The organism is Paenibacillus sp. AD87 (assembly GCF_001659845.1).
Classification (GTDB): Bacteria; Bacillota; Bacilli; order Paenibacillales; family Paenibacillaceae; genus Paenibacillus; species Paenibacillus marchantiae.
Window position 1 is genome coordinate 722,878 of record NZ_LXQN01000019.1, and the last position, 24,624, is coordinate 747,501.

General features: G+C 48.0%; 18 protein-coding genes. 12 read left to right on the forward strand and 6 right to left on the reverse strand.

Annotated features, from left to right (window positions below; genetic code table 11):
• Position 1: 1 nt before the first annotated feature.
• Positions 2–1,651, reverse strand: coding sequence for an ABC transporter substrate-binding protein (locus gpAD87_RS26845; protein ID WP_064641843.1), 1,650 nt, complete (start codon positions 1,649–1,651; stop codon positions 2–4).
• Between the two features lie 457 nt (positions 1,652–2,108).
• On the opposite strand from gpAD87_RS26845, the gene gpAD87_RS26850 reads away from it, so the two are divergent.
• Positions 2,109–3,125 carry a LacI family DNA-binding transcriptional regulator gene (locus gpAD87_RS26850; RefSeq protein ID WP_064641844.1) on the forward strand — a complete coding sequence of 339 codons (1,017 nt, stop codon included), beginning with the start codon at positions 2,109–2,111 and terminating at the stop codon, positions 3,123–3,125.
• A gap of 256 nt (positions 3,126–3,381) precedes the next feature.
• Positions 3,382–6,783: a GH36-type glycosyl hydrolase domain-containing protein gene (locus gpAD87_RS26855; protein ID WP_064641845.1), complete on the forward strand. Its 3,402-nt coding sequence runs from the start codon at positions 3,382–3,384 to the stop codon at positions 6,781–6,783.
• 126 nt (positions 6,784–6,909) lie between these two features.
• On the opposite strand, the gene gpAD87_RS26860 is transcribed toward gpAD87_RS26855, so the two are convergent.
• The gene (locus gpAD87_RS26860) at positions 6,910–8,187 is read right to left on the reverse strand and encodes a methyltransferase domain-containing protein (protein WP_064641846.1); all 1,278 of its coding nucleotides are present in this window, start codon (positions 8,185–8,187) and stop codon (positions 6,910–6,912) included.
• 236 nt (positions 8,188–8,423) lie between these two features.
• On the opposite strand from gpAD87_RS26860, the gene gpAD87_RS26865 reads away from it, so the two are divergent.
• Positions 8,424–8,927 carry a GNAT family N-acetyltransferase gene (locus gpAD87_RS26865; protein WP_064641847.1) on the forward strand — a complete coding sequence of 168 codons (504 nt, stop codon included), beginning with the start codon at positions 8,424–8,426 and terminating at the stop codon, positions 8,925–8,927.
• Positions 8,928–8,951: 24 nt separating this feature from the next.
• On the forward strand, positions 8,952–9,740 hold the full coding sequence (locus gpAD87_RS26870) for an SDR family oxidoreductase (RefSeq protein ID WP_064641848.1): 789 nt from the start codon (positions 8,952–8,954) through the stop codon (positions 9,738–9,740).
• 183 nt (positions 9,741–9,923) lie between these two features.
• Here gpAD87_RS26870 and gpAD87_RS26875 read toward each other — a convergent pair whose 3' ends face one another.
• Both gpAD87_RS26875 and gpAD87_RS26880 read right to left on the reverse strand, forming a co-directional pair.
• Entirely contained in the window at positions 9,924–10,472 is a 549-nt protein-coding gene (locus tag gpAD87_RS26875) for a GNAT family N-acetyltransferase (protein WP_063566926.1), read from the reverse strand.
• Positions 10,473–10,503: 31 nt separating this feature from the next.
• Entirely contained in the window at positions 10,504–10,761 is a 258-nt protein-coding gene (locus gpAD87_RS26880) for a DUF2164 domain-containing protein (RefSeq protein WP_090808970.1), read from the reverse strand.
• A 260-nt stretch (positions 10,762–11,021) separates the two neighbouring features.
• Between gpAD87_RS26880 and gpAD87_RS26885 the strand changes: the two genes are divergently transcribed.
• On the forward strand, positions 11,022–12,731 hold the full coding sequence (locus gpAD87_RS26885; protein ID WP_162842457.1) for a glutamine--tRNA ligase/YqeY domain fusion protein: 1,710 nt from the start codon (positions 11,022–11,024) through the stop codon (positions 12,729–12,731).
• Positions 12,732–13,109: 378 nt separating this feature from the next.
• On the opposite strand, the gene gpAD87_RS26890 is transcribed toward gpAD87_RS26885, so the two are convergent.
• Positions 13,110–14,336 (reverse strand): MFS transporter, encoded by a 1,227-nt coding sequence (locus gpAD87_RS26890; protein ID WP_064642065.1) that lies wholly within the window; start codon positions 14,334–14,336, stop codon positions 13,110–13,112.
• A gap of 96 nt (positions 14,337–14,432) precedes the next feature.
• Here gpAD87_RS26890 and mobA point away from each other — a divergent pair, with 96 nt between their 5' ends.
• Positions 14,433–15,041 carry a molybdenum cofactor guanylyltransferase gene (gene mobA / locus gpAD87_RS26895; protein ID WP_064642067.1) on the forward strand — a complete coding sequence of 203 codons (609 nt, stop codon included), beginning with the start codon at positions 14,433–14,435 and terminating at the stop codon, positions 15,039–15,041.
• 32 nt (positions 15,042–15,073) lie between these two features.
• On the opposite strand, the gene gpAD87_RS26900 is transcribed toward mobA, so the two are convergent.
• Complete coding sequence (locus tag gpAD87_RS26900; protein WP_231952876.1) at positions 15,074–16,021, reverse strand: AraC family transcriptional regulator; 948 nt, start codon at positions 16,019–16,021, stop codon at positions 15,074–15,076.
• Positions 16,022–16,294: 273 nt separating this feature from the next.
• On the opposite strand from gpAD87_RS26900, the gene gpAD87_RS26905 reads away from it, so the two are divergent.
• The 6 genes from gpAD87_RS26905 to gpAD87_RS26930 all read left to right on the forward strand — a co-directional run bounded on the left by gpAD87_RS26905 (position 16,295) and on the right by gpAD87_RS26930 (position 24,528).
• Positions 16,295–18,298, forward strand: coding sequence for a beta-galactosidase (locus gpAD87_RS26905; RefSeq protein WP_064641850.1), 2,004 nt, complete (start codon positions 16,295–16,297; stop codon positions 18,296–18,298).
• Positions 18,299–18,428: 130 nt separating this feature from the next.
• Positions 18,429–20,219: a sensor histidine kinase gene (locus gpAD87_RS26910; RefSeq protein WP_064641851.1), complete on the forward strand. Its 1,791-nt coding sequence runs from the start codon at positions 18,429–18,431 to the stop codon at positions 20,217–20,219.
• A complete protein-coding gene (locus gpAD87_RS26915; protein ID WP_064641852.1) occupies positions 20,216–21,316 on the forward strand; it encodes a response regulator in 1,101 nt (366 codons plus the stop codon). The genes gpAD87_RS26910 and gpAD87_RS26915 overlap by 4 nt, the downstream gene beginning before the upstream one ends.
• A gap of 144 nt (positions 21,317–21,460) precedes the next feature.
• A complete protein-coding gene (locus gpAD87_RS26920) occupies positions 21,461–22,741 on the forward strand; it encodes an ABC transporter substrate-binding protein (protein WP_064641853.1) in 1,281 nt (426 codons plus the stop codon).
• A gap of 78 nt (positions 22,742–22,819) precedes the next feature.
• Entirely contained in the window at positions 22,820–23,704 is an 885-nt protein-coding gene (locus gpAD87_RS26925) for a carbohydrate ABC transporter permease (RefSeq protein ID WP_064641854.1), read from the forward strand.
• The gene (locus gpAD87_RS26930; RefSeq protein WP_024632759.1) at positions 23,701–24,528 is read left to right on the forward strand and encodes a carbohydrate ABC transporter permease; all 828 of its coding nucleotides are present in this window, start codon (positions 23,701–23,703) and stop codon (positions 24,526–24,528) included. The genes gpAD87_RS26925 and gpAD87_RS26930 overlap by 4 nt, the downstream gene beginning before the upstream one ends.
• The last annotated feature ends 96 nt before the right edge of the window (positions 24,529–24,624 follow it).

Sequence of the window (24,624 nt, forward strand, 5' to 3'; positions counted from 1 at the left end):
ACTAATGCATGGACAGATGTGATGTCAGTTTGTGCATGATGTGCTGTAACTGTTCCATAATCGAGATGGGGTCGAATCCATAAAACATATCCGCATCAATCTCGTACAGGCGCCCTTCCCGGACCGCACTCAAGGTGTTCCAGGACTCCTGAGCAAATAGCTTGTCTACAGCATCCTGCTCTGATGATTCCCTGGCATAATCAATAAAAATATGATCTGCCGCATACAAATGAATTTCATTTAGCGGAACATGGATGTAACCTGTGAGCAGTTGTCCATCCTTCTTCATCCGTGCAGGAGGGGTGAAGCCCAGCGATTGATACAAAATATGAGAAGCTCTACCCCATCCGTGACCATAGATGTATGCTCCACTCTCACCAATCATGAATATGCATACCGCTGAACCCCGTTCACCCATGATCTGATCGAGTGTACGATTGGCCTCTTGCTGAAGCATATCATAATGGTCTAACAGCGCACGTGCTTTGGCTTCCAGACCCGTGATACGTCCCAAATGGATGAATTGCTCCTGCCAGTCAAGTTCCTCAAAAGGCATCAAAATCGTTGGTGCAATCTGCCGTAATTCATCCATGCCGGAATGAGGTGCATAACCAAGGATGACATCGGGATGAGCGTCTGCGATTAGATCCGGATGATTAATGAGATCATGCTCATAACACTGATCAAATTGGTTTTGTCCATTTTCAATAAGTCTACTTTTCATCCATCCTGCAACGGCACCCAGATGCGGGATGTGGCCCAGTGCGAGCAAGGAAGCGGTATAGTTGTATGTAAGACTTGCGATTTTTTTTGGCGTTCTCCGATAGAGAGTCGGTGCACAACCTACCGTTTGTTTAAATTTTCGACTTAAATAAAAGGTATCTCTGTATCCCGTCAACTGCGCAAGCTCATGCAATGTGGGATTGGCAAACAGCAGGTGTTCCTGGGCAATTCGAATTCTTAACCGGGTAACATACTCCACAAACGTAAGTCCGGTGTACTTCTTGAATTCTCTTGAAAAATGCTCTGGACTCACATTAACCTCTTTCGCTAATTGCTCACGCGTAAAGGAATGAGTAACTCTTTCATGGATGTGTGCGATGACGATGTCCAGCCAGGAATGATCTTCATGAGCCAAACGCACAGCATGATCTCGCAACGTATCCAGCAGCTGATAAAACAGCATATGAGGTTTGAATGGTCCGGACTCATCGCGTTTCGAGCTGGACTGAACCAACTCGGAGATCAGCTCGGCAATAAGACGGCTCGTAACGGAAACAGGATGTCCGAATGGCCAGAGCCTTTGTTCGTTATCTGTAAAATCAAAGGCCATTGCAATTCCCTGAACCGGTGAAAGGGAACCACGCTTGCTTTCATGCTGAAGTAGGGTTCCAGCTTGGCGTACGATAGCAGAGCCGGTATTTACCATCAATTGACCATTTGAACTGATCAGTCTTGCCTGACCAGAGGTGATGACATAAAGAACGTGCTTGCTGCTCCACAGCTCATCGATACGGGAGAAGGCTTCCCGATCATGGAGCTGCACCAGATGACACAGCTTGAACATTGCCGGAGGCACGTTTGTGATTGGCTGCAAGCGGCCGGGGTTGTTCAGGGATGATTTATGAAAGCTTAGATCCAGATTGCTCATAACTTAATGGACTCCTTATAGAGGATTGGACTAATAAGCAGTATAATACCACAAAGGTGTAATGGGGACCCCACGAATCATTCCCTGCACATATTTCTGTGAAAAATGGATAAAGAGGTTGAAATCGCTATCAACACCGACTATAATGAAAATGTCGAAACGTTTCAATCTATGGTTTACAGGCGTGTTCATTGTGATTTATAATGAATTCTTGCTCTTGTCCAATATTGAAATGTTGTCAATCGACCAAGCTATATGTACAATAAAAGGGTATATGATTCAGCAGTGATGCTTAAAAGACGTGAAGAGAATTTTTTTTTGAAAACACTTCGAAACGTTTCGATAAATGAGAATTGATGCCATTTCTAATGGATAATGCATAGGAATGAGTGGTTGTTGCAACCATTTACAGTATAAAATGATAGGTAACAAGAAAGTTAGAAGGAGCGAACGTGGAATGGCAACGATTAAGGATGTGGCAAAGCTGGCAGGCGTGGCGCTCTCGACCGCTTCCTATGCACTGAATGGGGACAGCAAGGTAAGTGCCAAGACCAAGGCAAAAGTGCTGGCGGCAGCACGGGAACTGAATTATCGCAAAAACGGCTTTGCCATGGACCTGAAACGGAGCCGGACGAACACGATTGCGTTGATTCTTACAGATCTGTCGGGTCCGTATTACTCCGAATTGATTCGCAGCGTACAGGACGTAGCGCTGGCTAACGGATATGATCTGATTGCTTGCAGCTCTATGGGAGGACGCGACTCCACAGCGGTTCGTTTCTTGCGAGAAAAAAGAGTGGATGGCGCTATTATCCTGGCTCATAACATCCATGATGATATCCTGGTGGAATCTGCAGGGGAACGTTTCCCTATCATTGTGATGGATCGGCAGCTGTCGAGCAGCCATCTGGTCAACGTGCTGGTGGACGGGGAGCAAGGTGGTTACCTGGCTACACGTCACCTCATTCAGAAGGGGCATAAGACCATCGCCTATATCAGCGGCCCAGCCAATTCTTATGATAATGCTCTGCGTTATCAAGGATATTTGCGAGCAATGCAGGAGGCGGGCCTTGAAGAGAAGTCCAAATGGCGTCTAAGCGGTAATTTTGTACGTGAGGGCGGATATAGTGCAACCAAGATGATGGTTATGCAGGGTGAGCTTCCATCTGCTGTATTTTACGGGAATGACGAAATGGCGATTGGTGGACTGAAAGCATTTGAAGAGAGCGGCATTTCGGTACCGAATGACATTTCGATAATCGGGTTTGATGATATTCAACTGTCCGAATATGTTCATCCTCCGCTTACAACGGTGCGGCAGCCCAAGCATGAAGCAGGTTCATTGGCAGGACATTTGCTCTTCCAGATGCTGAACGGCGAAGCTGTGAATACATCGTATACGTTAACCATTGATCTGGTGGAGCGCGAGTCTGTACGATCGGTACAGGTAGAGTCAGGAAACCAGCCGGCCTAGGAAGTAACTCGTCGGATGGGATATGGCTTGGATACTGCTTACAGAAGTCATACCATATCCGGTCAGTCTAGATTTGAGGAGTTGTTCTTTTCTAACTCGCGTGGTTGTAAAAGCGATTGGCCCTCTTGAATTAAGAGTTGAATGATGGGGATCACCGTCCGAATGGCCAGACAAAGGTCATTTCGCAGAGGACCCCTATTCTTTTTCAGATTTATCGAAACGTTTCGATTTTATACTAATTGAAGGAGTGAATAGTATGACAACGATGATTAATGAACCAATCCGGCTGACTGCCGGGGATTTATCCTTTACCTTTTTGAACAGTGGGGACCTGTACCAAGCTAAATCTGGTACGACCATGTTGAATCAATTGCTTAGCAACCAGATCGATGGATCTTTAAATAACCTGTATCTGCGTGTACACGAGGGAGAGAAAATCAGCTCGTTCCCACTGCTGGGTGTGCGTTCGAACAGCAAAGTGATCACAAGCAAAGCGAATTCCGGCAATCAACTGATCTGGGAAGGTACAGTACAACTTGAAGGCAAAGAACAAGGCATTGGCTATCAGGTTGTGTTTACCGCCACAACGCAAGGTGTCTGGTTCTGGGATGTGAAGCTCACAGGACGACAACATAACGTTGACGTGGTATATGGACAAGATGTAGGTCTTGCTGATCCAGGTGCAGTACGCAGCAATGAAGCCTATCTGTCACAGTACATTGACCATACGGTGTTCGAGGATGAAGCGAAGGGATATGTGGTATGTTCCCGTCAAAACCAGCCTCAAGGCGGTGCTTTTCCTTACATGCAACAAGGTTCTCTGACTAAGGCAATTGGTTACTCTACAGACGGATTCCAATTCTTCGGTCTGTCCTACAAGGAAACGAACCAGCCAGAGAGCCTGAGCCATAACACACTGGCAAATGAGACGTACCAGTATGAATTTGCCTACACAGCATTGCAATCGGAGCGCGTAAGCTTGGACGGGGAAGCCCAAGTGGTCTTCTACGGACTGGCCAAAGCAGATCATCCTGCCGGAATTTCCGCACTGGAATTCGGGGATGAAGTGACTGCAGCATGGAACGAAGTACAAGCATTGACTGTGGAGCAAGGCGAGACGTTGGAACAAGTGAAACTGTCATCCTTCTTGGGTGAACCGCTTGCTGCGCTTGATTTGACACAAGATGAGATTAATGATCTGTTCCCTGACCGTCATCAGGAAGAGCGTAGCGGTGATTCACTGTTATCCTTCTTCACGGGCAGTTATGAACATATCGTCCTGAAAGCGAAAGAATTGCTCGTAGAGCGTCCGCACGGCCATATCCTGATGAGTGGTGGCAATGTACAGCTTGGTGCGCAGGTTATTACGACGACATCGTATATGTACGGTATTTTCAACTCACAACTCGTTATTGGTAACACCAATTTTAATAAAATGATCAGTAATGCCCGCAACGCATTGAACGTGCCGAAGACGGCTGGACAACGCATTTATGTGGAAATGGATGGACAATATCGTCTGCTGACGATGCCTTCCCTGTTCGAGATTGGCTTCAACTATGTGCGTTGGATCTACAAAACCGAATCGGATACCATTATCGTGACCAACTACACTGGAGCACACACGACTGAAGTGAGCATGAACGTGCGCTCAACTAGTGGCAAAGCATATCGCTACCTGGTAACCAACCAAGTTACGATGAATGTCAATGAATACGAGTATCCGTTGCATATGACGCAAGATGGCAACACGCTGATCTTCAAGGCTGATCCACAAGCGATTAGTGCTGGAACGTATCCTGACCTGCAATACCGCATGTCGGTGGATGGCGCAGCCGTAAATGTTGGAGACGAAACGTTGCTGGCGAGTGGTATTCGCAGTGGATCTGCATCGCTGGTTACACTTAGTCTGGAAGAGAGTGCAGAATGGACGCTCAAGGTACAAGGCGTATTGGAAGGTCAAGTAAACGAAGCAGACGGTTCTGTCGTAGCAGGATCCAGTCTTACTTTTGAAGAGGAAGTGCAGGCGTACCGTGAATTCTTCGCAGGTGTAATGAACGGTTTCCGTTTGTCTCGTGGTGAAGGCCAAAGTGCAGAGGATCTGTTCAAAGTGAACGCACTGGCTTGGTGGTACACACACAACATGCTGGTTCACTACTCCGTGCCTCACGGTTTGGAGCAGTACGGCGGTGCCGCATGGGGTACTCGGGATGTATGCCAAGGTCCGGTTGAATACTTCATGGCAACGCAAAAATACGAGCAGGTTCGCGATATCATCAAAATGGTATACACCCACCAATATGAAGATGATGGCAACTGGCCGCAATGGTTTATGTTCGACAAGTATTTTGCAATTCAGCAGGAAGAGAGCCACGGTGACATCATCGTATGGCCGCTGAAAGTGCTGGCGGACTACCTGACAGCGACTCGCGACTATGCGATTCTGGATGAGAAAGTGCCTTATACCGTTAAGCACAGCTTCGGATTCACGGAAGAAACAGCGACTGTATTGGATCACGCGAAAAAAGAGATCGAATATATCCGCTCACACTTCCTGCACGACACATTCCTGTCTTCTTACGGTGATGGGGACTGGGATGATACACTCCAGCCAGCTAATGCACAGCTCAAACAATATATGGTGAGCAGCTGGACCGTTGCTTTGACTTATCAGTCTGTAAATGTGCTCGCACAAGCGCTGCAACATAAAGACGCTGGATTTGCACAGGAGCTGGACGTTCTGGCTCAAGGCATCCGTGAAGACTTTAATCGTTACATGCTGGGTACAGATGTGATCCCAGGTTTCGTATACATGGAAGAAGCGGATCAGGCGAAGCTGATGCTTCACCCAACAGATACGGAGACAGGCATTCAATATCGCCTTCTGCCGATGACGCGCAGCATGATCGGTGAATTGCTGAATGCAGAACAGGCTGAGTCACATTATGCGCTGATTCGTGAGCAGTTCCTGTGCCCGGATGGGGTACGTCTGATGAATCGTCCAGCTCAATATGCAGGTGGTGTGAGCACTCACTTCAAACGGGCAGAGCAAGCGTCCAACTTCGGTCGCGAGATCGGTTTGCAGTATGTACACGCTCATATCCGTTACGTTGAAGCGATGGCGAAGCTCGGTAAGACGGATCAGGTGTGGAATGGTCTTGCCATGATTAACCCGGTTGGCATCGGCGAAGTTGTACCTAATGCGGAGATTCGTCAGGCGAACGCGTACTTCAGCAGTTCCGACGGCAAGTTCAACACGCGCTACGAGGCGCAGGAGCACTTTGACCAACTACGCAAAGGAACAGTACAGGTGAAAGGTGGATGGAGAATCTACTCCAGCGGCCCTGGAATCTACATGAACCAACTGATCTCGAACGCACTTGGCATTCGTCAGGAAGGCGGAGATCTGGTTATTGACCCTGTATTGCCGGCTGAGCTGAATGGCATGCAATTCGAATTCGAATATGCAGGAGAGCCGGTAACATTTATCTACCATCTGAACGAAGGTTCGGTTAACCGTGTAACGGTAAATGGCAAGGACATCCGCACCGAGCAAACGGCGAACCGTTACCGTCAAGGTGGGGCTCGTATCGCGCTGGATGAATTCAAACAAGCGCGTAATGCTTCGGAGCGCACGATTGTTGAAATTTATATGTAATTTCAATACAAGCTCGATGTTTCACTAGAGTGGAAGGTCATCCTCCTTAACAGGCAGGGTGACCTTTTTTTATTTGAGAAGGTTTATTGGCAGATCAGGGGAACTCGTTACGATACGATGATCATTCTAACGCAATGGAACGGCCAGCAACGTGTGCAGAAGCGCATTATGGCGTATATGTTTCGTCACATAGCCTGCGTCCTCCAGCGAGCCGCACAGGCCGTCCAGCAGCGGGAAATGACGTTCCTTTATCGTTTGTAACTGGTCCTCATGACCTGCTGCCTCAGTCTGTTGGATATACGTCTTGCGGTGAGCTGCATCAACAAACATGAGGTCTGTCAGACAGATTCGTCCACGTGTAGTTAACACCCGCTGCATTTCCTGTAACGCCAACTGCTGCTGGTCTGGGCTCAGATGATGGAAGGCGAAGCTGGATACGACAAAATCGAAGGAATGGTCGGCGAAAGGCAACGCCAGAAAGTTGCCAAGCTTCACATGCATCTCTGGATATTTGGTGCGGCATGTACGCAGCATCTCTCGGGATTGATCGATGGCGGTCATCGCTGCGCCGCGCTCTAACAGTTTGCCAGCCAGATTTCCCGTGCCTGTACCGATATCAAGTCCTTTTTCGCCGGGCACAGGAGATATCCAGCTTGCTGTCTGCTCCAGCGCCTCGTCATAGTTTTCATATATATTGAACGGTCCTGCGCCTACTCTTACTCCTAATTCTCCCGATCCTGATCCTGCATCTTCCGTATACGTTGTATCGCTGTTTGGACTGTGTGCTGTCTGGCTATTGTTCTGGCTATGGATTTCATCGCCGTTATGATCTGGTCCGCCTTTTCGATCCGACTCAACCGCTGCTTGCATAGCTCCAGGTCTCGAATCAATGCTGACGTTTGAGGCAATTTGTCCTGGCAGACGACCATTCGCCGCCTGTACCCGCTGATCGTGGATGGCTGCTTGCATATCGTAATTCCAGCGGTCATGCCAGTTCTGCCGGGCTTCCCTGAGACGGCGCGCACTGTCTGCAAGATCATGCAGATGACTGACATCCAGTGGCCCGTCTTGGCGATTGAGATCAATCATGCGCTGGGTTGTATCCAGCATGCGCTTGAGCTCAACCCATTGGGCATACATGACCGCCTGCTGCAGCTCCAGATATTCTTCCAGCCGCTGCTGATTGCCTTGGTCAATCTCTCCGAGCGCTTGGGTGATATCCTGAAGTGACATCCCGATTTCACGCAGAGCTGCAATGGTTTGCAGCCGCCAGATGTCATTCTCGGTATATGTACGATATCCGTTACTTGTCTGTTTGACGGGGAAGATCAGTCCTTTTTCCTCGTAAAAGCGAATAGCTCTCGCCGATATGCCGAGTCTGTCCGCGGCTTCTTTGATGTTCATCACATGCACCTCCTTATCAATTCAGTATAAACGATGACGTTACGGCAAGGTTAAGTGTTCATTTCTTTCCACTGAGTGAAATTTTAGTCAAGTCTGAGGCTATGCTACAATATAAAGCAAAGGAGCATTTTGCACGTATTCAATTGCAAAATGTCGAAATGAGTAAGGAACAAGCCGTTTTTTCTAACGCTGCTTTGCGCAGTGTTATCGACTATTGCACGAAAGGTTGAACTTTTATGCTTATCAGCCATACGTACACCATTCGACCATCTGAGATCAAAGATGCCGCCCAACTGATGGAGCTGGATGCATTGGTATGGGATAAGCATACCTCTCCGGCCCCGTTTCAGTGGCGATCCAGACAACAATATTTGCAGCATTGTCCTCCAGGCAGTCAGCTGATTGCCGTTCAGGGAGAGCGGGTATGTGGTTATGTGGGCTTTTATCTGCCAACAGGAATGCCTGTTAACCGCCATGTATACGAGATTAATATCGCTGTTCATCCCCGTGATCGGCGCTGTGGTATTGCTACAGCACTGATGGATGCGATGAAACAGCATGCCTTTGAACAAGGGATCATCAAACTTAGGTTGCGGGTGTTATCCAGCAATCCAGGGGCGATTGCTTTTTATACACAGTGCGGATTTGTGACGGAAGGCAGACTGGTGTCGGAATTTTATATTGCAGGCAATTATGTGGACGATATTCTTATGAGCTATTTCATCCGGGCCAACGGATAGAACAGAGTCGAAGGAGGAACAACAATGGACATGGGACTTCGGGGTAAAAAGGCGCTGGTGCTTGCATCCAGTCGAGGACTGGGCAAAGCGGTAGCCGCTCAATTGGCGGCAGAAGGAGCTGATGTCATGCTCGCCAGCCGGAACGAAGAGAAGCTTGCAGCGGTGAAGCAGGAGCTGCTGGCGCTGGGTGGCGGTGGACGTATCGAATATTGTGCAACCGATGTGACAAGCAAGGAAGATATTGATGCCCTGATTCGCAAGACAGGCGAGCGGTTTGGACAGATTGATATTTTGGTGAATAATTCAGGCGGCCCGCCTTCAGGAACATTCGAGTCATTGACGGATGAAGATTGGGAACGTGCATTTGAATTAAATGTACTTAGCTATGTCAGACTGATTCGCGGTGCGCTCCCTTACATGAAGGAGAATGGCGGACATATCGTGAACATTGCCTCCACCTCTGTGAAGCAGCCGATCCCCGGTCTGATTCTGTCCAATACGTTCCGTACGGGGGTGTTCGGATTAGCCAAGACCTTGTCACAGGAACTCGCGCCATATGGCATTCTGATTAATACGGTTGCACCGGGTAGAATTGGTACGGATCGGATACATGAACTGGATGCTGCACGTGCAGAGCAGAACGGAATAACTGAGGAAGAAGTTGCCGAACAATTCCGTAAGGAAATTCCACTGGGACGTTATGGTCAACCCGAGGAGTTTGCCAAAGCAGTTGTGTTCCTCTTATCAGGAGCGAATACGTACATTACAGGTACATCTCTTGTAGTGGACGGTGGCATGGTACGTGCGCTCTAAGAAGAAGTCGGATCGAGAGATTCGAAGTTATATGGATGCATAAATGCGCAAATAAGATAAGCCCCTCCTTATTCTCCACGTGTTGTGGAGTAGGAGGGGCTTTAAGGGTTGATGTATGCATTGTGAGGGCCGTCATTCGTAATGGAAGCTGGTCCTCCAACCATTCAAATTATGTAAGTCTAATTAGCGTAAAAGTTCCCATTCATGCTGCAGCATGCCATACACCGCATGGTTAACATAGCCCTTAGGCAGTTTCTCAGCCTGGCGAATAACGCCTTCAAGGACGAATCCAAGCCGTTCAGGGATGGCCCGGCTCCGCTTGTTGTTGGTTGCTGAGCGAATCTCGACACGGTTCAGATCCAGGGTGACGAGAGCGTAGTCCACCAGAACGCGGCATGCGCTGGTCATCAAGCCTTGACCTTCAAAACCTTTGCCAAGCCAGTAACCGATGCTTACCGTGCGGTTGGTCCAGTTGATTTCGTGGAAGCCGATGATGCCGGCAAGATCGCCTTTCAGCCAGACACCTGCGGTGAACCCGCCGTTGTCAGCGCCCTGTTTCAATGCATTGCTGATAAAATTTGAAGTGTGCTCAATCTCGGTCACGTTGTCCACCCACGGTAACCAATGCCTCAACTGGTCCCGCGAGCGGTCCGTGAGTTCGAACAACGGTTTGGTGTGCTCCATGGCAAGTGGGCGGAGTTCGGTATATTCATCCAATGAATAGGTAAACATGAGTGCAACCTTCTTTCTTTAAAATAATGGTTTATCGGGAATTCTTCGGTAGCTTGCGCTCCAATGCAAACAGGTCTTCTTCCATCGAGGCCATGCGTTGATTCACCGTAGTACGGGCGTCACCCAGTGCCTGATTATATATGAAGGGAGCCAACTGGGTCATGAAAAGATCCAGCACACCCCAAGCTGCCAGATCGCCCAGTTCTTCGCCGCGTTCCTCTTCGAAATACGACTGGATGGTACGTATGGCTTCATCCTGTTGTTCTTTGGACAGTTTTAGCGCGTTCAATGGGAAACCCTCCCTTAAATTCTGTTTTTCTATCATGCTACATGATTCGTGCGAACCCGTCAAAATGGTTTTGGGCCTATCTTGTGTGTAACTGATCCTGATTTTGGGGCGTTATTTATTGAACTCCTCCCTCGTTAAAGGTATATTTAAATGAAACGCGTACGAAACTTTCCAAGAAAATAGATTTTTTCAGGAAATGACTTCGTTATAAAGGAATTTTAGCCGGAATTGCTGCAATTCCTGAAAGCTCCAATCAATTCATGAAAGGTTTGATACCTGTGGACAATCGTACAACCCCACCTAACTTTATCAAAAATATTATTACCGAAGATCTCCGGTCAGGGAAAGTTCAGGAAGTCATTACCCGTTTTCCTCCGGAACCGAACGGTTATCTGCATATCGGCCATGCCAAAGCGATCTGGATTAACTTTGCACTGGGTGGCGAATTTGGCGGCAAAACAAATCTGCGCTTCGATGACACAAATCCGGTCAAGGAAGATGTAGAGTATGTTCAATCGATTCAGGAAGACGTGAAATGGCTTGGATATGAGTGGAGCGAGAAACGTTTTGCTTCCGATTATTTTGATGAAATGTACAGCCGCGCGGTCTTGCTGATCCAAAAAGGCAAAGCTTATATCGACGACCAAAGCGCTGACGAAATCCGTGCTATGCGTGGAACGCTCACTGAGCCGGGCAAGAACAGCCCGTACCGTGATCGCACTGTAGAAGAGAATCTGGACCTGTTCACACGGATGCGTGCAGGCGAATTCCAGAACGGTGAGAAAGTGCTGCGCGCCAAGATTGATATGGCTTCACCGAACATCAATCTGCGTGATCCGGTCATTTACCGTATTGCTCATGCACATCATCATAATACGGGTGACAAATGGTGCATCTATCCGATGTACGCATTCGCACATCCACTTGAAGATGCAATTGAAGGAGTAACCCACTCCCTCTGCTCCCTGGAGTTTGAGGATCAACGTCCATTCTATGATTGGGTTATTGCCGAATGTGAGATGGAGAACCAACCACATCAATATGAGTTTGGCCGCCTGAACCTGTCGCAAATGGTGACAAGTAAACGGAAGCTGAAACTGCTCGTGGATGAAGGCCATGTGGATGGATGGGATGATCCGCGCATGCCAACGATTTCGGGTCTGCGCCGCCGGGGATATACACCCGAAGCCATTCGTGATTTCGTATTCGAAACAGGCATTTCCAAAAGCCAAGGCGTCATCGACCTGCAAACGCTGGAGCACTTTGTACGTGAAGATCTGAAATTGAAAGCTCCGCGCACGATGGCTGTCCTGCACCCGCTCAAAGTAGTCATTACCAACTACCCTGAAGGGCAAGTGGAATGGCTCGAAGCAGAGAACAATGTGGAGAACCCGGAGATGGGCAATCGCCAAATTCCGTTCTCCCGTGAGATTTATATTGAACAAGACGATTTCATGGAAAATCCACCGAACAAATATTTCCGTTTGTTCCCTGGCAACGAAGTTCGTCTGAAACATGCGTATTTCATCAAATGTAACGATGTAATCAAGGATGCAGAAGGCAATGTGACTGAAATCCATTGTACCTATGATGTGGAAACGAAGAGCGGCAGTGGATTCACAGGCCGTAAAGTTAAAGGTACCATCCACTGGGTGGAAGCAAGCCAAGCGGTACCTGCTGAATTCCGTCTGTATGAACCTCTGATCGCCGCAGAAGCACCGGATGCTGAAGAGGAAACAGAGCTGGAAGAGCAACCGGAGAAAACGTTCCTGGATCAATTGAATCCAAACTCTCTTGAAGTCGTTCAAGGGTTTGTGGAGCAAGAGATGAAGGAAGCGAAAGCACAGGATAAATTCCAGTTCTTCCGTCATGGTTACTTCAGCGTTGATCCGAAACATTCCGAGCCAGGCCGTCCGGTATTTAACCGGGTCGTATCCCTGAAAAGCTCGTTCCAACTGCCAAAAGCATAAGGTTAAGTACAAAGGTAGAACAATAGGTGAAGTTAGAGGTTTAGGGTGAGAAAACAAGTTAGGGTTATACGCCTAAGCTGTAAACCTAAATCTATAAACGTAAAAGGCATCTCCAGGGCAACATGCCAATGGAGATGCCTTTCTCTTTATTACTACTATTCTTAATCTTTTGTTTGATTGTTTGAACTTTGTTATTTACACCATAACGGAGAGGACAGAATAAAGCTGGAGAAGCGTAGCGGTCGCCTTTATCACCGGATTTTACCCTTATAGAAAGGGAATCAAAAAAATCCGGGGATAACAGCGATCGAAAGATTGTTCTGTCCTCGTAGTGCTCCAGTGTAAATCTTGAAAGGTTCAACCTTTGCCAACAAAAAATTACCTTTCACCCATTTCCGTCAACACAGTTGGCTGATAGCCATTGCGGCGGTTCGAGAGCCACATGATTGCAAAACCAACAGCACCGATCAGGGAGAAGAATACCCCGATGTTATACATTACTTCGGCACCGAAGCTCTGGAACAGCCAGCCGCCGAACAGGCCGGCAATGACACCAGAGAGGCCGCCCCAGGCCATTGTATACACGGCCTGACCAGAGGAACGGTACGGCCTTGGAATGAACAGCATCGTCAGCTGGGTTCCTACATAGAAATACCCGCCGAACGTAATCGAGTGCATGAGCTGAATGAACACAATCTCTAACGGATTGTTCGCTAAGGCCATGAGCTGCCAGCGGATGGCGAACAACAGACTGATTAGTATGAGAGATGAGAGAAGCATGCTCATTTTGCGTTTGAGAAAACGGTCCAGGAGCAAGAATACACCCACTTCAAGGATGGATGATGTGAAGATGGCCCAGCCAACCATCTGTTTATCGCCACCCATTTCCACGATGTATAATGACATAAATGTACTGTTCATGGCGTTGGGTACGGAAACGAGCACTCCAAGCCCGATAAAGATCATAAAGTACGGATTGAACATCACCCTGCCGAAACGTCGAAAGCTCACTACAGGTGTATCTGAAGCGATCGGCTGTCTGGGTAGAAACAGGGCAAAGACAAAGGCAATGACAATCATGAAGGCAAAGACAATCGATACGCTGCCCGCTCCCAGGCGGTCAATCAGCGGTCCGGCAGCCACAGCGGTTAGAGCCCAGCCGAGCGATCCCCAAAGACGAAACGTACCGAATTTCTGATTCGTGCCATCGATATAACCAAGAATCAGGCTGTTGGTTTGGGCAAACAACGGACTTTGAAAAAAATAAAAAAAGATCATGGCTGCATAAATCCAGGCATACGTAGGCGCATAGAATACGGCCTGAGCAAGTACAAAGGTGCCACCCATCATCATCATCAGAATAATGCGAATATTGCGTGATTTATCGCTCCAGAATCCCCAGAACGGATTAGCGAACAAGGATACAAACGGACCAATCGCCATCAGACTGCCAATCTCCAATTTGGTCATCCCGATTTCCTGCAAATACAACTGAAGAAAACCGGCGAAGATTGAAATGGCTCCATAAATGAAAAAGTTATATAGTTTCAGCGAAACCAAAGAGGGATTGCCTCTTCCGGGTGCATATCTGTCCAATAGAGCCATTCCTTTCAGAATCATATTCTTCAATGTATCATTTGTTGAAAGGGTATTCAATGTATAGAATAAGTTTATTGAACGAGGAGGATTACCGTGAGCACGATGGAATGGACAGGTATTGTATTGGCAGGAGGTTTATCCCGCCGTATGGGTTCCAATAAGGCATTGTTGGAATGGAATGGTTCCAGCGTGCTGGAGCAGGTCATCCAGGCGATGGCACCAGCTGTGAATAGTATTATCGTTTCCGCAGGAGCCAGCACAGCTGCATACAAGGCATTGCCCTATGACTGCGTTCAGGATTATTACCCTGGGAAGGGACCGCTCGCAGGGTTGCATGCCGCGCTGGAAGCCTCGGAGACAGACTGGAACCTCGTCTGCGCCTGTGATATGCCGCTTATAGAGCCATCCTTTTTCAAAGGTTTGAAGTGGCTCACCGAATCAGGTCAAGAGCATCACGCGATCGTTCCACGACTGGCAGGGCGTGTTCATCCGCTTGCAGGTGCATATCATAGACGTGTTCTCCCCGAACTTGAACAGCGCTTAATAGATAATAGACTGAAAGTAACCCAATGGCTTGAAGAGATCAGCTGCCGATATGTCGACGTCGATGAGCTGGAAAGCGCTGGTGTCCATGATGTGGCCATTCAGCTTAGTAATATGAATACCCCGGAAGAGTATGAGCATATTCGCAACAGATCATACGGCCCTTAACCCATCTATTCATTCATCTTCTGATTCCTTTCTTAGTCCGATTGGGTCTCCCAACTCTGGTCCACTGGACCCGATTCGTTGGATAGATCCTGAACGGCGTTGCGATATTGAAGTGGACTCTGGCCAGTCCATCGCTTAAATTGGCGACTGAAGTGCGACAGATGGGTATAGCCCAGCTTCCATGCGATTTCCCCCAAAGAGAGCTGCGGCTGTTCGATCAGCACTTTGGCTTCCTGCAGCTTCAGGCTGGATAGATAGGCCCGTGGAGATTGTCGGTACACCTTGCGGAAGATTTGCAGCCCATATCCCGGACTGATGCCAAATGAGGATATGATCTGCTCCACTTTGACGGTGGATACATTACCCTCTTGGATTCGGAGCTGCGTATGGAACGCCTGTTTAATGGCTTCTGCGATGGCTCCTGCATAATGCATGGCTGCGGGAGCTGGAGCATTAGGCGAAGCTTCAGATCGGGTGGACAGTGGTTCACGGTCAGCTGCTTGGGACAGCAGGGCAAACAATTCAAACATGCGTGCCTGCATGATAAATTTGTCTGTGGAAGTGTATGCCTCTGATGTTCTGATCATGTTCATCCAGTTCTCCAGGACAGGGCGCATTTGCATGTTATCTGTGGTGCCTGCCTCATAGATTCGGCTGTGAAGTGACATCAGCTTCAGGGTAAATACGGGATCATCCACATTGAAATGAGCACTGAAATACGTCATGCCCTCTGATGATACACATTGGTTCGTATGTTTGAATCCGGGTGGAATCAGCAGAATCGAACCTTCCTCAACCGTATAGGTATACCCGTGAATTACACTCTCCTGAGTCCCCTTTATAATCAGCATAATTTCAAAGCCCGGATGGCATTCCTCCGGCATCGCCCAACCGTATGGAACTTGTTGGCTGTGCGCTCCATAGAATTTAATGTTACAGTCGATAATAGGCAGCCAGTGAGCCAGTGTATGATGTGGCATTTCTCGAAGCTGCGATCGGATATCCATGACATTCACCTCGGAAAAGGGTAAAAATAACTCGCCTTGTACAATCGGCACCCATAGTATACTTCATTATAATCAGTTTAACGCCAACATTGAAAATCGCAGAACAGGAGAGCGTTCGACAGATTGCTAAGTCTCTGATGTACTTCAATAGATAATAATGTAAACGTTATCATTTTTCAATTGGATCATTTCATTTTGTATAAATGCCAAGAGCTTCATACTTCCGGATGAAAAGGGGATTTTAACATGGACAAGTTATTGTACGGGGTAGCCTACTATGATGAATATATGCCTTATGAGCGATTGGACAAGGATATTCAGATGATGAAAGATGCAGGCATCAACGTGGTGCGGATTGCGGAATCAACATGGAGTACGCATGAACCACAGAATGGTGTATTCGACTTCTCCTCAGTAGATCGTGTTCTGGATGCCATGCATGCGGCGGGTATTCAGGTTATTGTGGGTACCCCTACGTATGCTGTTCCGACGTGGATGGTCAAGGAGCACCCGGATGTTCTGGCAACAACGGTACAGGGACCGGGGAAATATGGAGCGCGGCAGATCATGGATATCACACATCCAACATATCTGTTCTATGCGGAACGCATCATTCGCAAGCTGATATCCCGTGTTAGCAAACACCCTGCCGTGATTGGTTATCAGACGGATAACGAAACGAAGCATTACAACACTGCCGGAGATAATGTACAATTGCAATTCGTCAAATATATGCGTAACAAGTTCAGCTCATTGGATGAACTGAACAAGGAATTTGGTCTCGACTATTGGAGTAACCGTATCAATAGCTGGGAGGACTTCCCGTCTGTTGTTGGTACAATCAACGGCAGCCTGGGAGCTGAATTTGCCAAATTCCAACGCCAACTGGTAACCAACTTTCTAGCGTGGCAGGTCGGAATTGTAAATGAGTACAAACAGGAGGGTCAATTTGTCACCCAGAACTTTGACTTCGACTGGCGTGGATATTCGTACGGCATTCAGGGAGATGTGGACCATTTTGCCGCATCCAAACCTTTTGACATCACCAGTGTGGACATCTACCATCCGTCGCAGGATGATCTGACCGGCATTGAGATTTCATTCGGCGGTGACGTGGCACGTTCCACCAAACAATCGAACTATCTTGTACTGGAGACGGAAGCGCAGGCTTTCTGGCATTGGGTTCCCTATCCGGGGCAGCTTCGCCTTCAGGCGTTTAGCCACCTGGCATCGGGAGCAAACATGGTCGCCTATTGGCACTGGCATTCCTTGCATAATTCATTCGAGACGTATTGGAAAGGATTGCTGAGCCATGATTTTGAACCAAATCCGGTGTACAACGAGGCCAAAACGATAGGCCGGGATTTTGCCAGACTTAGCCCGCAACTGGTGAATTTAAAGAAAATGAATCGGGTAGCCGTACTGTTCAGCAATGAGGCATTGACGTCGATCAAGTGGTTCGGATTTAATTTTACGAGTGACAAAAAATACAACGACGTTATCCGCTGGATGTATGACGAATTATACAAAATGAATATTGGCTGTGATTTGATTGATCCGTCCGTGGAGAGTTATGAAGGCTATGATGTGATCGTTGTGCCTGCTTTGTACGCAGCTTCCGATGTCTTGCTTGAGAGGCTGAACCAATTCGTACAAGATGGTGGGCATGTCGTTTACTCCTTCAAGAGCGGATTCGCTAATGAGCATATTAAGGTCCGCTCTACCCGCCAGCCTGGACTGATCAGTGAGGCTTGTGGCATCAGTTACAACCTTTTTGTAGAGCCGAAAAATGTGTCGCTTCGAGATGATCCGTTCGAGGTTGGAGAAGAACAGAATCAGATTCACACCTGGATGGAACTCATCACACCAACAACTGCAGAAGTGCTGGCCTGGTATGATCATCCTCACTGGGGAGAATATGCAGCAATTACCCAGAATACCTATGGCAAGGGCAAAGCAACCTACGTTGGATGTTATACCAGCTCCGCGGTGATCCGCAACGTGTTGGAGCGTGTCATGAAGGAAGCTGGACTGTGGGGAACCGATCAGGAATTGGCTTTTCCAATCATCGTGAAGAGCGGAGTGAATGATCAAGGGAATACGATTCGGTATTTCTTTAACTACTCCGATCAGGCGATTTCGTTCGTAAATGCCTACGGGGACGGAACGGAACTTTTGGCAGGAACAGCGGTGTCCGGAGGGCAGAATATGAAGCTGGAATCATGGGGGTTCTGCATTATTGAGCAATAATGGGAAATCATAAATGAATTGACAAGTCTGTTTTCAATGATTATAAAAAGAATACCAAGACCAAAGCGCCCTCGGCTTCATGCTGGGGCGTTTATCTTATTTTAGCTCATAGCTCAGGAGTGGATGCCTCGTGTTTACCGAATTATATCGGAAGCTTACTGATCCGTTCAAACGCAGCATTCGCAACAAATTAATCCTCACCATGACGTTTCTGGCCATTCTGCCCGTCATTGCCATGACGGTTGTAGCAGCCGAAAATACCCGTTCTTCCATGGAAGAAGAGATCATGGAGACCAACCGTGCGAATATGAATTGGGCCTCCATCTATTTGGGTGAACAATTCGCGCGAATGAACAATCTCATCTATTCCATTCAGATTAGTGATGAGCTGCATCAGTATTTGGCATTGAACCAGGATGCTCCAGCTGCCAGCCGCTTCGATGAACAGAAGGCTGTGTTCAACATGCTGAACAGTGTATATTATTCGGCCGGCAACTATGTATTTGGTGTGGAATTGTACCTGAAGGAACTGGACACGCTGTTTACCTTCAACTCGATGGAAAGCCGAATCCGATCGGTTCCGGACATTCCTTCGGCATACCATGAACTTTTTGAGCAGCATAAGGACCTTACGATTATTAATGATCCGAATGATCCAGAGAAGTTCCATATGACCCGCAGCATGAACCGTTTCGAGGATCAGGCACAGATCGGCGCAATCAGTCTGGAAGTCAAGTGGGCCGAATTCAATCAGACGCTGGAATTGCTGGACAGCCGGGGAGATTATGCGGTGTACATCGCGGATAGTACGGGAAGTCCGGTTTATCAGCCTAACAAGGAGATACAGCCTTCAGCAGAGGCACTGGAAAAGCTTGCAGCTACGAAGGACAGTTCCGGTTTCATTCGAACAGCCAAGGAATATGTATTCTATCATGCTATTGATCCGTCAGGGATGCGTCTGATCAAAATTGTTCCTTCCCATGTTATCAATGAGAGTGCACTGGAAACGATGAAGTATGGTCTTGTTGTGGGTGGGCTGGCTACCGTGGTTTCGGTGTTGTTGGCAGCATTTGTGGCTTGGCGAACATCCAAACCGATTGTCAGACTGGCGAATTCAATGAAGGGAATCCAGTTGATCAAGGACAAGGAAGTGGTGCGCAGTGGTCGGGTGGATGAGATTGGCCTGCTGGAGAAAAATCTGCATGGTATGGCAAGCCGCATTCGGGAGCATATCCGGGATAACTATCTCATGAATCTGGAAAAACAGACGGCCGAGCTCAAGGCGCTTCAGTCCCAGATTCACCCGCATTTTCTGCAAAATACGTTGCAGATGATCGGAGGTATGGTGTACTCCCAGAAGCCGGCAGACAGTTATAAAGTTATTCGTGCACTAAGTGAGATGTTCCGTTATATTGTCAGAGCGCCGGATGGTCTCGTGCCATTACAGTCCGAATTGGACCAACTGGAGCATTATATGCTCATCCAGAAGCAGCGTTTTGGCAGCAGACTTGAATATAAACTGGAGATTGAAGGCGGGCTGAATGACTGTTACATCCCCAAGTTGTCCCTGCAACCGATTGTGGAGAATGCATTTGTCCATGGTCTGGAGAAAAAGCAGGGAGAGTGGAAATTGAACATTCAAGTTGTCCGACTAGATCATGAGGTAACCATCCGCATTTCTGATAATGGGATGGGCATGGATCAAGAGAGACTGGCCGAGATGCAATCGAGACTGTCCAAGCTCTCCCAGCAAGGAGACAGAGTATGGAGCTCGGGCACTAGCATTGGTCTGGTCAATGCCGCATCACGCATTTTGATGCACTTTGGGCCTGCATACGGTATGAACATGGAGAGTGGGGAAGGACAGGGAACCCGTGTCACTGTTCGAATTCCTTGCCATACAGGAGGCGAGATCTCGTGAACAAGGATCATTATAGAGTGCTTTTAGTGGACGACGAGCCATGGAACAGAGATATTTTGCGCAATTTGGGCACGTGGAATGAGCTTGGCATGGTGGTAGCAGGTGAGGCAGAGGATGGCGGAGAGGCGATCCGGTTGGTCGAGCAGCATCAGCCCCATATTATCATTACAGACATGCGTATGCCGGGTAAAGACGGCGTGGAACTGCTCCAGACGCTGAGCGCACAATATCCGCAGATCAAAGTGATTGTGGTCAGCGGTTATGATGATTTTAATTATGCGAAACATGCCATTCGTCACCGTGCCGCTGATTATCTGCTTAAGCCAGTAAATCCCGATGAATTGAATAACGTTCTGGCCAAGTGTAGACGTGAATTGGAAAAGACAGAGTCCGGGCCGGAGTCCTGGGAACCTTATCCTTCCGCTTTTTCTGGCGAGTTCTCGTTGTTTCAGCAGCAGGCACGCTTGCGTTTTAACGACTTGAACAATCAGGGACTGCATGAGCTGTTCGGGCAACTGGAGCACCGACTTGATACTAGTGATATCCGGAGACCGCAACAGCTTGGGCGGATCGCATACGAATTACAGACGCTGCTGGGCGAGCTGTGTGTTTCGAACGGCTTATGCGAGCAACCTGTAGCAGCTGTGCTCCCGCCGCCGACTGCTCTGGCGTCCATCGCATCGGCGGTGGACTGGATATCAGCGCCTTACTATACTTCGTTGGAGCAGCTGATTGCGCAGCGCAAATTCAAGAACAAGCTGAACCTGGATGAGGTGAAGCAATACATCGAGCAGCATTGCATGGAGATGATTACGCTGGAGCAGCTTGCCCAGATCTTTTTTGTTAGCAAAGAATATCTCAGCAAGGTGTTCAAAAAAGAACACAGCGTGAATGTGACCGACTATATTGTCCAGTTACGGATGGCAAGAGCCAAGGAGTGGGTGCTCGATGATCAGATTCCATTCAAACATATTGCTGAGATGACGGGTTATGAGGATGTATCCTACTTTTACCGGGTGTTCAAGAAACACTTCGGAGTTTCGCCTGGAGAGATGCGAAAGGGACAACCTCGAATATCAGGTAACAGCCCTAAATAATTCGTTCACAGAGAGCTTACTGTTGGATTAAGGTTTAAAATAATCCAATAAATGAGTCTAATAATGTCCAATGAAGCGCTTTCATTTCGTGATATATAATAATCCTATGAAAGACAAACCAGTTACACCGGGAGGTCATAAGAGATGAAAGTATGGAAAAGCGTAGCAAGTGCGGTACTTGTGAGTGTTCTGCTCGCAGGCTGCGGTTCCAATGCGGGTACGGATGGTAAGGCGGAGGGAACTGCATCGGGCAGTACGGTGTCCCTCAAAGTATTCATTGCACAGCCGCGGCTGAAAGAACATTACGATAAATATATAGAACAGTTCAAAGCCAAGGAGAAAGCCGAAAAGAATATTGAGGTCAACGTACAACTGGAGATGCCGCCAGCAGATAATGCGCCTCAAATTCTGAAAACACGACTTGCCTCCAATGATGCACCGGACGTGTTCGCACTTCATGCGGTCAATGAAATTCCACCGTTCAGCAAAGCAGGTTATCTGGAAGACCTCTCGGGTCAACCTTTTGTCGATAAATTACTGGATTCCGTTAAGCCTTCCGTAACGGATGCATCGGGTAAAGTCGTGGCCGTTCCTTTGGAAACGTTATCTTGGGGATACCTGTACAATAAGGATATTTTCAAAGAACAGGGGATAGAGGTACCTACAACTTTGACGGAAATGAAAGCAGTCGTGGAAAAGCTGAAAGCAGCCAACATCACCCCGTTTGAACTTTCATACAAAGAAGCCTGGATTCCACAACTGTTCCTGCCACTTACTGTAGGTGCACTGACTCAGTCAGAACATAAAGACTTCTTGGATAAGATGAATCAGGATCAAGGTTCCTTCTCGGATATGAAATCCTTGTTCGACATCTTCGATCTCGTCAATGCCAATGGAACGGAGAAAGCACTCGAAGTGGGCGGCGATGATGGTTCAGCAGCCTTTGCAACAGGCAAAGCAGCAATGTGGATTCAAGGACCTTGGTTCGCGGAAACCATCCTGAAGTCCAATCCGGATATCAACTTCGGCGTAGCTCCACTGCCAATCAATGACAACCCGGATGATACCAAAATCAATCTGAGCACATCGACTTCACTGGCCGTATCTTCCTCCAGCAAAAACAAGGAAGTGGCACTCGACTTCGTAAACTATGTTCTCGATGACAAGGATTCAAGTGCATTCTACGAAGCACTGAAATTCAATCCGGTTGCCAAAATTCATGACTTCAAAAGTTTCCCTTGGGTAGACGATGCCCTGAAATATGTTAATGAAGGCAAAGCGTATCAGGATCCATCCATTCCTCAAGCGGTTAAGGATGAATCAGGCAAAGCGCTGCAAGGTTACTACTCCGGACAACTGGATCAGCAGCAGGTGATTGATGCGCTCGACAAGGCGTGGAAATCCTACAACAAAGTCAACAAGTAAGCAGATGAAACGGCTGGCAGAACGGTCTTCGTTCCCCCGTTTCCGCGAGTCTGCTTATAGTGAAAAGGGGGAGAACCAATGGCTACGAATGTATTCAAGAAGTATCTGTCGCTGCTAGCGTTCACTGCGCCTGCCTTTGTTATCTATGCCATTTTCCTGCTATATCCCACATTTAGCGGCTTGTTCTACAGCTTGACGGACTGGAATGGTCTGAACCGGGATTACAGTTTTATCGGTCTGGGGAACTTCGTGGAACTATTCAAGGAAGATCCCGACTTTCTGAATTCCCTGTGGTTCACGTTGAAATATGTGGTGTTTATGCTGATCCTGCAAAATGGAATTGCCTTGCTGCTCGCCGTGTTCATTGAGACACGGACGCGCAGCAAGGGGTTATTCCGGACCCTGTTTTTCATGCCGAACATGATCAGTACAATCATCAGCGCCTTTATGTGGACATTCATTTTCTCCCAGGTGCTGCCGCAACTGGCCGAGAAGTTAGCCGTCTCCTTTTTGGACCAACAGTGGCTGGGTGATCCGAAATTTTCATTCTACTCCATCCTGATCGTATCGCTCTGGAATGGTGTGGGGTATATGATGATCATCTATCTGGCTGCACTCCAGGGTGTGCCGAAGAGTCTGAAGGAAGCGGCTGTTATTGATGGAGCCAACGCGTTCCAGGTCCTGCGTAACGTCGTATTGCCGATGATCACTCATGCCGTGACGATCTGTTTCTTCCTGACACTGAACGGAGCCTTCAAAGTATTTGAAGTTGTGTACGGTCTGACAGGTGGCGGTCCAGGCAGAGCCACTCAGGTCATTACGATGAATATTTATGAAGAGGCATTCTCCAACAATTTTAGATACGGATATGCCAGTGCCAAGTCGGTTGTGTTATTCGTCATCGTGCTCATCTTCACGCTCATCCAGATTACGGTGATGAAGAAGAAAGAGGTGGAAGCATGAGGATGCAACGAATTAACAGCTACCTGATTCGACTGCTGCTGGTGCTGGGCTCCCTCGTCGCAATGCTGCCAATCTACATGGCGATTGTGAACTCATTCAAAACACAAGGCGAAATGTTCCAGTCCTTTATAGCTCTCCCAACGACATTTCATTGGGAAAACTACTCGGATGCATTTAACAAAATCAATCTGCTGGGCAGCTCATTGAACTCGGCGATTGTATCCTTCCTGGGTATCGGCGGTATTGTATTCTGCGCTTCATTGGCCGGATACAAGCTGTCACGTACTTCTGGCAGATTGAGCAACCTGATTTTCTTCCTGTTCGTGGCATCCATGCTCGTTCCTTTTCACTCGATCATGATTCCGCTGACACGGGTTGCCAAAGGACTTCACGTCCAAGGCAGCACATACGGATTGGCCCTGATCTATATCGGACTTGGTGTGAACATGGCGATCTTCCTGTATCACGGGTTTGTTAAGTCCATCCCGCGTGAATTGGAAGAGTCGGCACAGATGGATGGATGTAATGAGTTCCAGACGTTCTTCCAGATTATCTTCCCATTGTTACTGCCAATTACGGTCACCATCGCCATCTTGGACTTCCTGTGGATCTGGAATGACTTCCTGTTGCCACTACTCATGCTGACAGATGTGAATCGTTATACGCTGATTCTGTCCACGAACATGCTGTTTGGCGAGTACAATAAGGAATGGCCGTTGATTCTGTCCTCCCTGGTACTGACCGCTATTCCGGTGGTTCTCATCTATGCGTTCTTCCAAAAGTTCATCATGGAGGGGATTGCAGAGGGTGCGGTAAAAGGGTAAAGAAAACCTGCCTGCGATCTAGACGAGATGTATCTGTCTTATTAATACAAAAATTCAAAAGAACCGCCTTGATCGGAGGGATGTCACTCCTTCCGA

Bases quoted from the DNA above. Each gene is read 5' to 3' on its own strand.
- gpAD87_RS26850 (WP_064641844.1), top strand. From the start codon at position 2,109: ATGGCAACGATTAAGGATGTGGCAAAGCTGGCAGGCGTGGCGCTCTCG.
- gpAD87_RS26890 (WP_064642065.1), bottom strand. From the start codon at position 14,336: ATGGCTCTATTGGACAGATATGCACCCGGAAGAGGCAATCCCTCTTTG.
- mobA (WP_064642067.1), top strand. From the start codon at position 14,433: ATGGAATGGACAGGTATTGTATTGGCAGGAGGTTTATCCCGCCGTATG.
- gpAD87_RS26860 (WP_064641846.1), bottom strand. From the start codon at position 8,187: ATGAACATCAAAGAAGCCGCGGACAGACTCGGCATATCGGCGAGAGCT.
- gpAD87_RS26885 (WP_162842457.1), top strand. From the start codon at position 11,022: ATGAAAGGTTTGATACCTGTGGACAATCGTACAACCCCACCTAACTTT.
- gpAD87_RS26905 (WP_064641850.1), top strand. From the start codon at position 16,295: ATGGACAAGTTATTGTACGGGGTAGCCTACTATGATGAATATATGCCT.
- gpAD87_RS26855 (WP_064641845.1), top strand. From the start codon at position 3,382: ATGACAACGATGATTAATGAACCAATCCGGCTGACTGCCGGGGATTTA.
- gpAD87_RS26900 (WP_231952876.1), bottom strand. From the start codon at position 16,021: ATGCCACATCATACACTGGCTCACTGGCTGCCTATTATCGACTGTAAC.
- gpAD87_RS26845 (WP_064641843.1), bottom strand. From the start codon at position 1,651: ATGAGCAATCTGGATCTAAGCTTTCATAAATCATCCCTGAACAACCCC.
- gpAD87_RS26870 (WP_064641848.1), top strand. From the start codon at position 8,952: ATGGACATGGGACTTCGGGGTAAAAAGGCGCTGGTGCTTGCATCCAGT.
- gpAD87_RS26930 (WP_024632759.1), top strand. From the start codon at position 23,701: ATGAGGATGCAACGAATTAACAGCTACCTGATTCGACTGCTGCTGGTG.
- gpAD87_RS26875 (WP_063566926.1), bottom strand. From the start codon at position 10,472: ATGTTTACCTATTCATTGGATGAATATACCGAACTCCGCCCACTTGCC.
- gpAD87_RS26865 (WP_064641847.1), top strand. From the start codon at position 8,424: ATGCTTATCAGCCATACGTACACCATTCGACCATCTGAGATCAAAGAT.
- gpAD87_RS26925 (WP_064641854.1), top strand. From the start codon at position 22,820: ATGGCTACGAATGTATTCAAGAAGTATCTGTCGCTGCTAGCGTTCACT.
- gpAD87_RS26920 (WP_064641853.1), top strand. From the start codon at position 21,461: ATGAAAGTATGGAAAAGCGTAGCAAGTGCGGTACTTGTGAGTGTTCTG.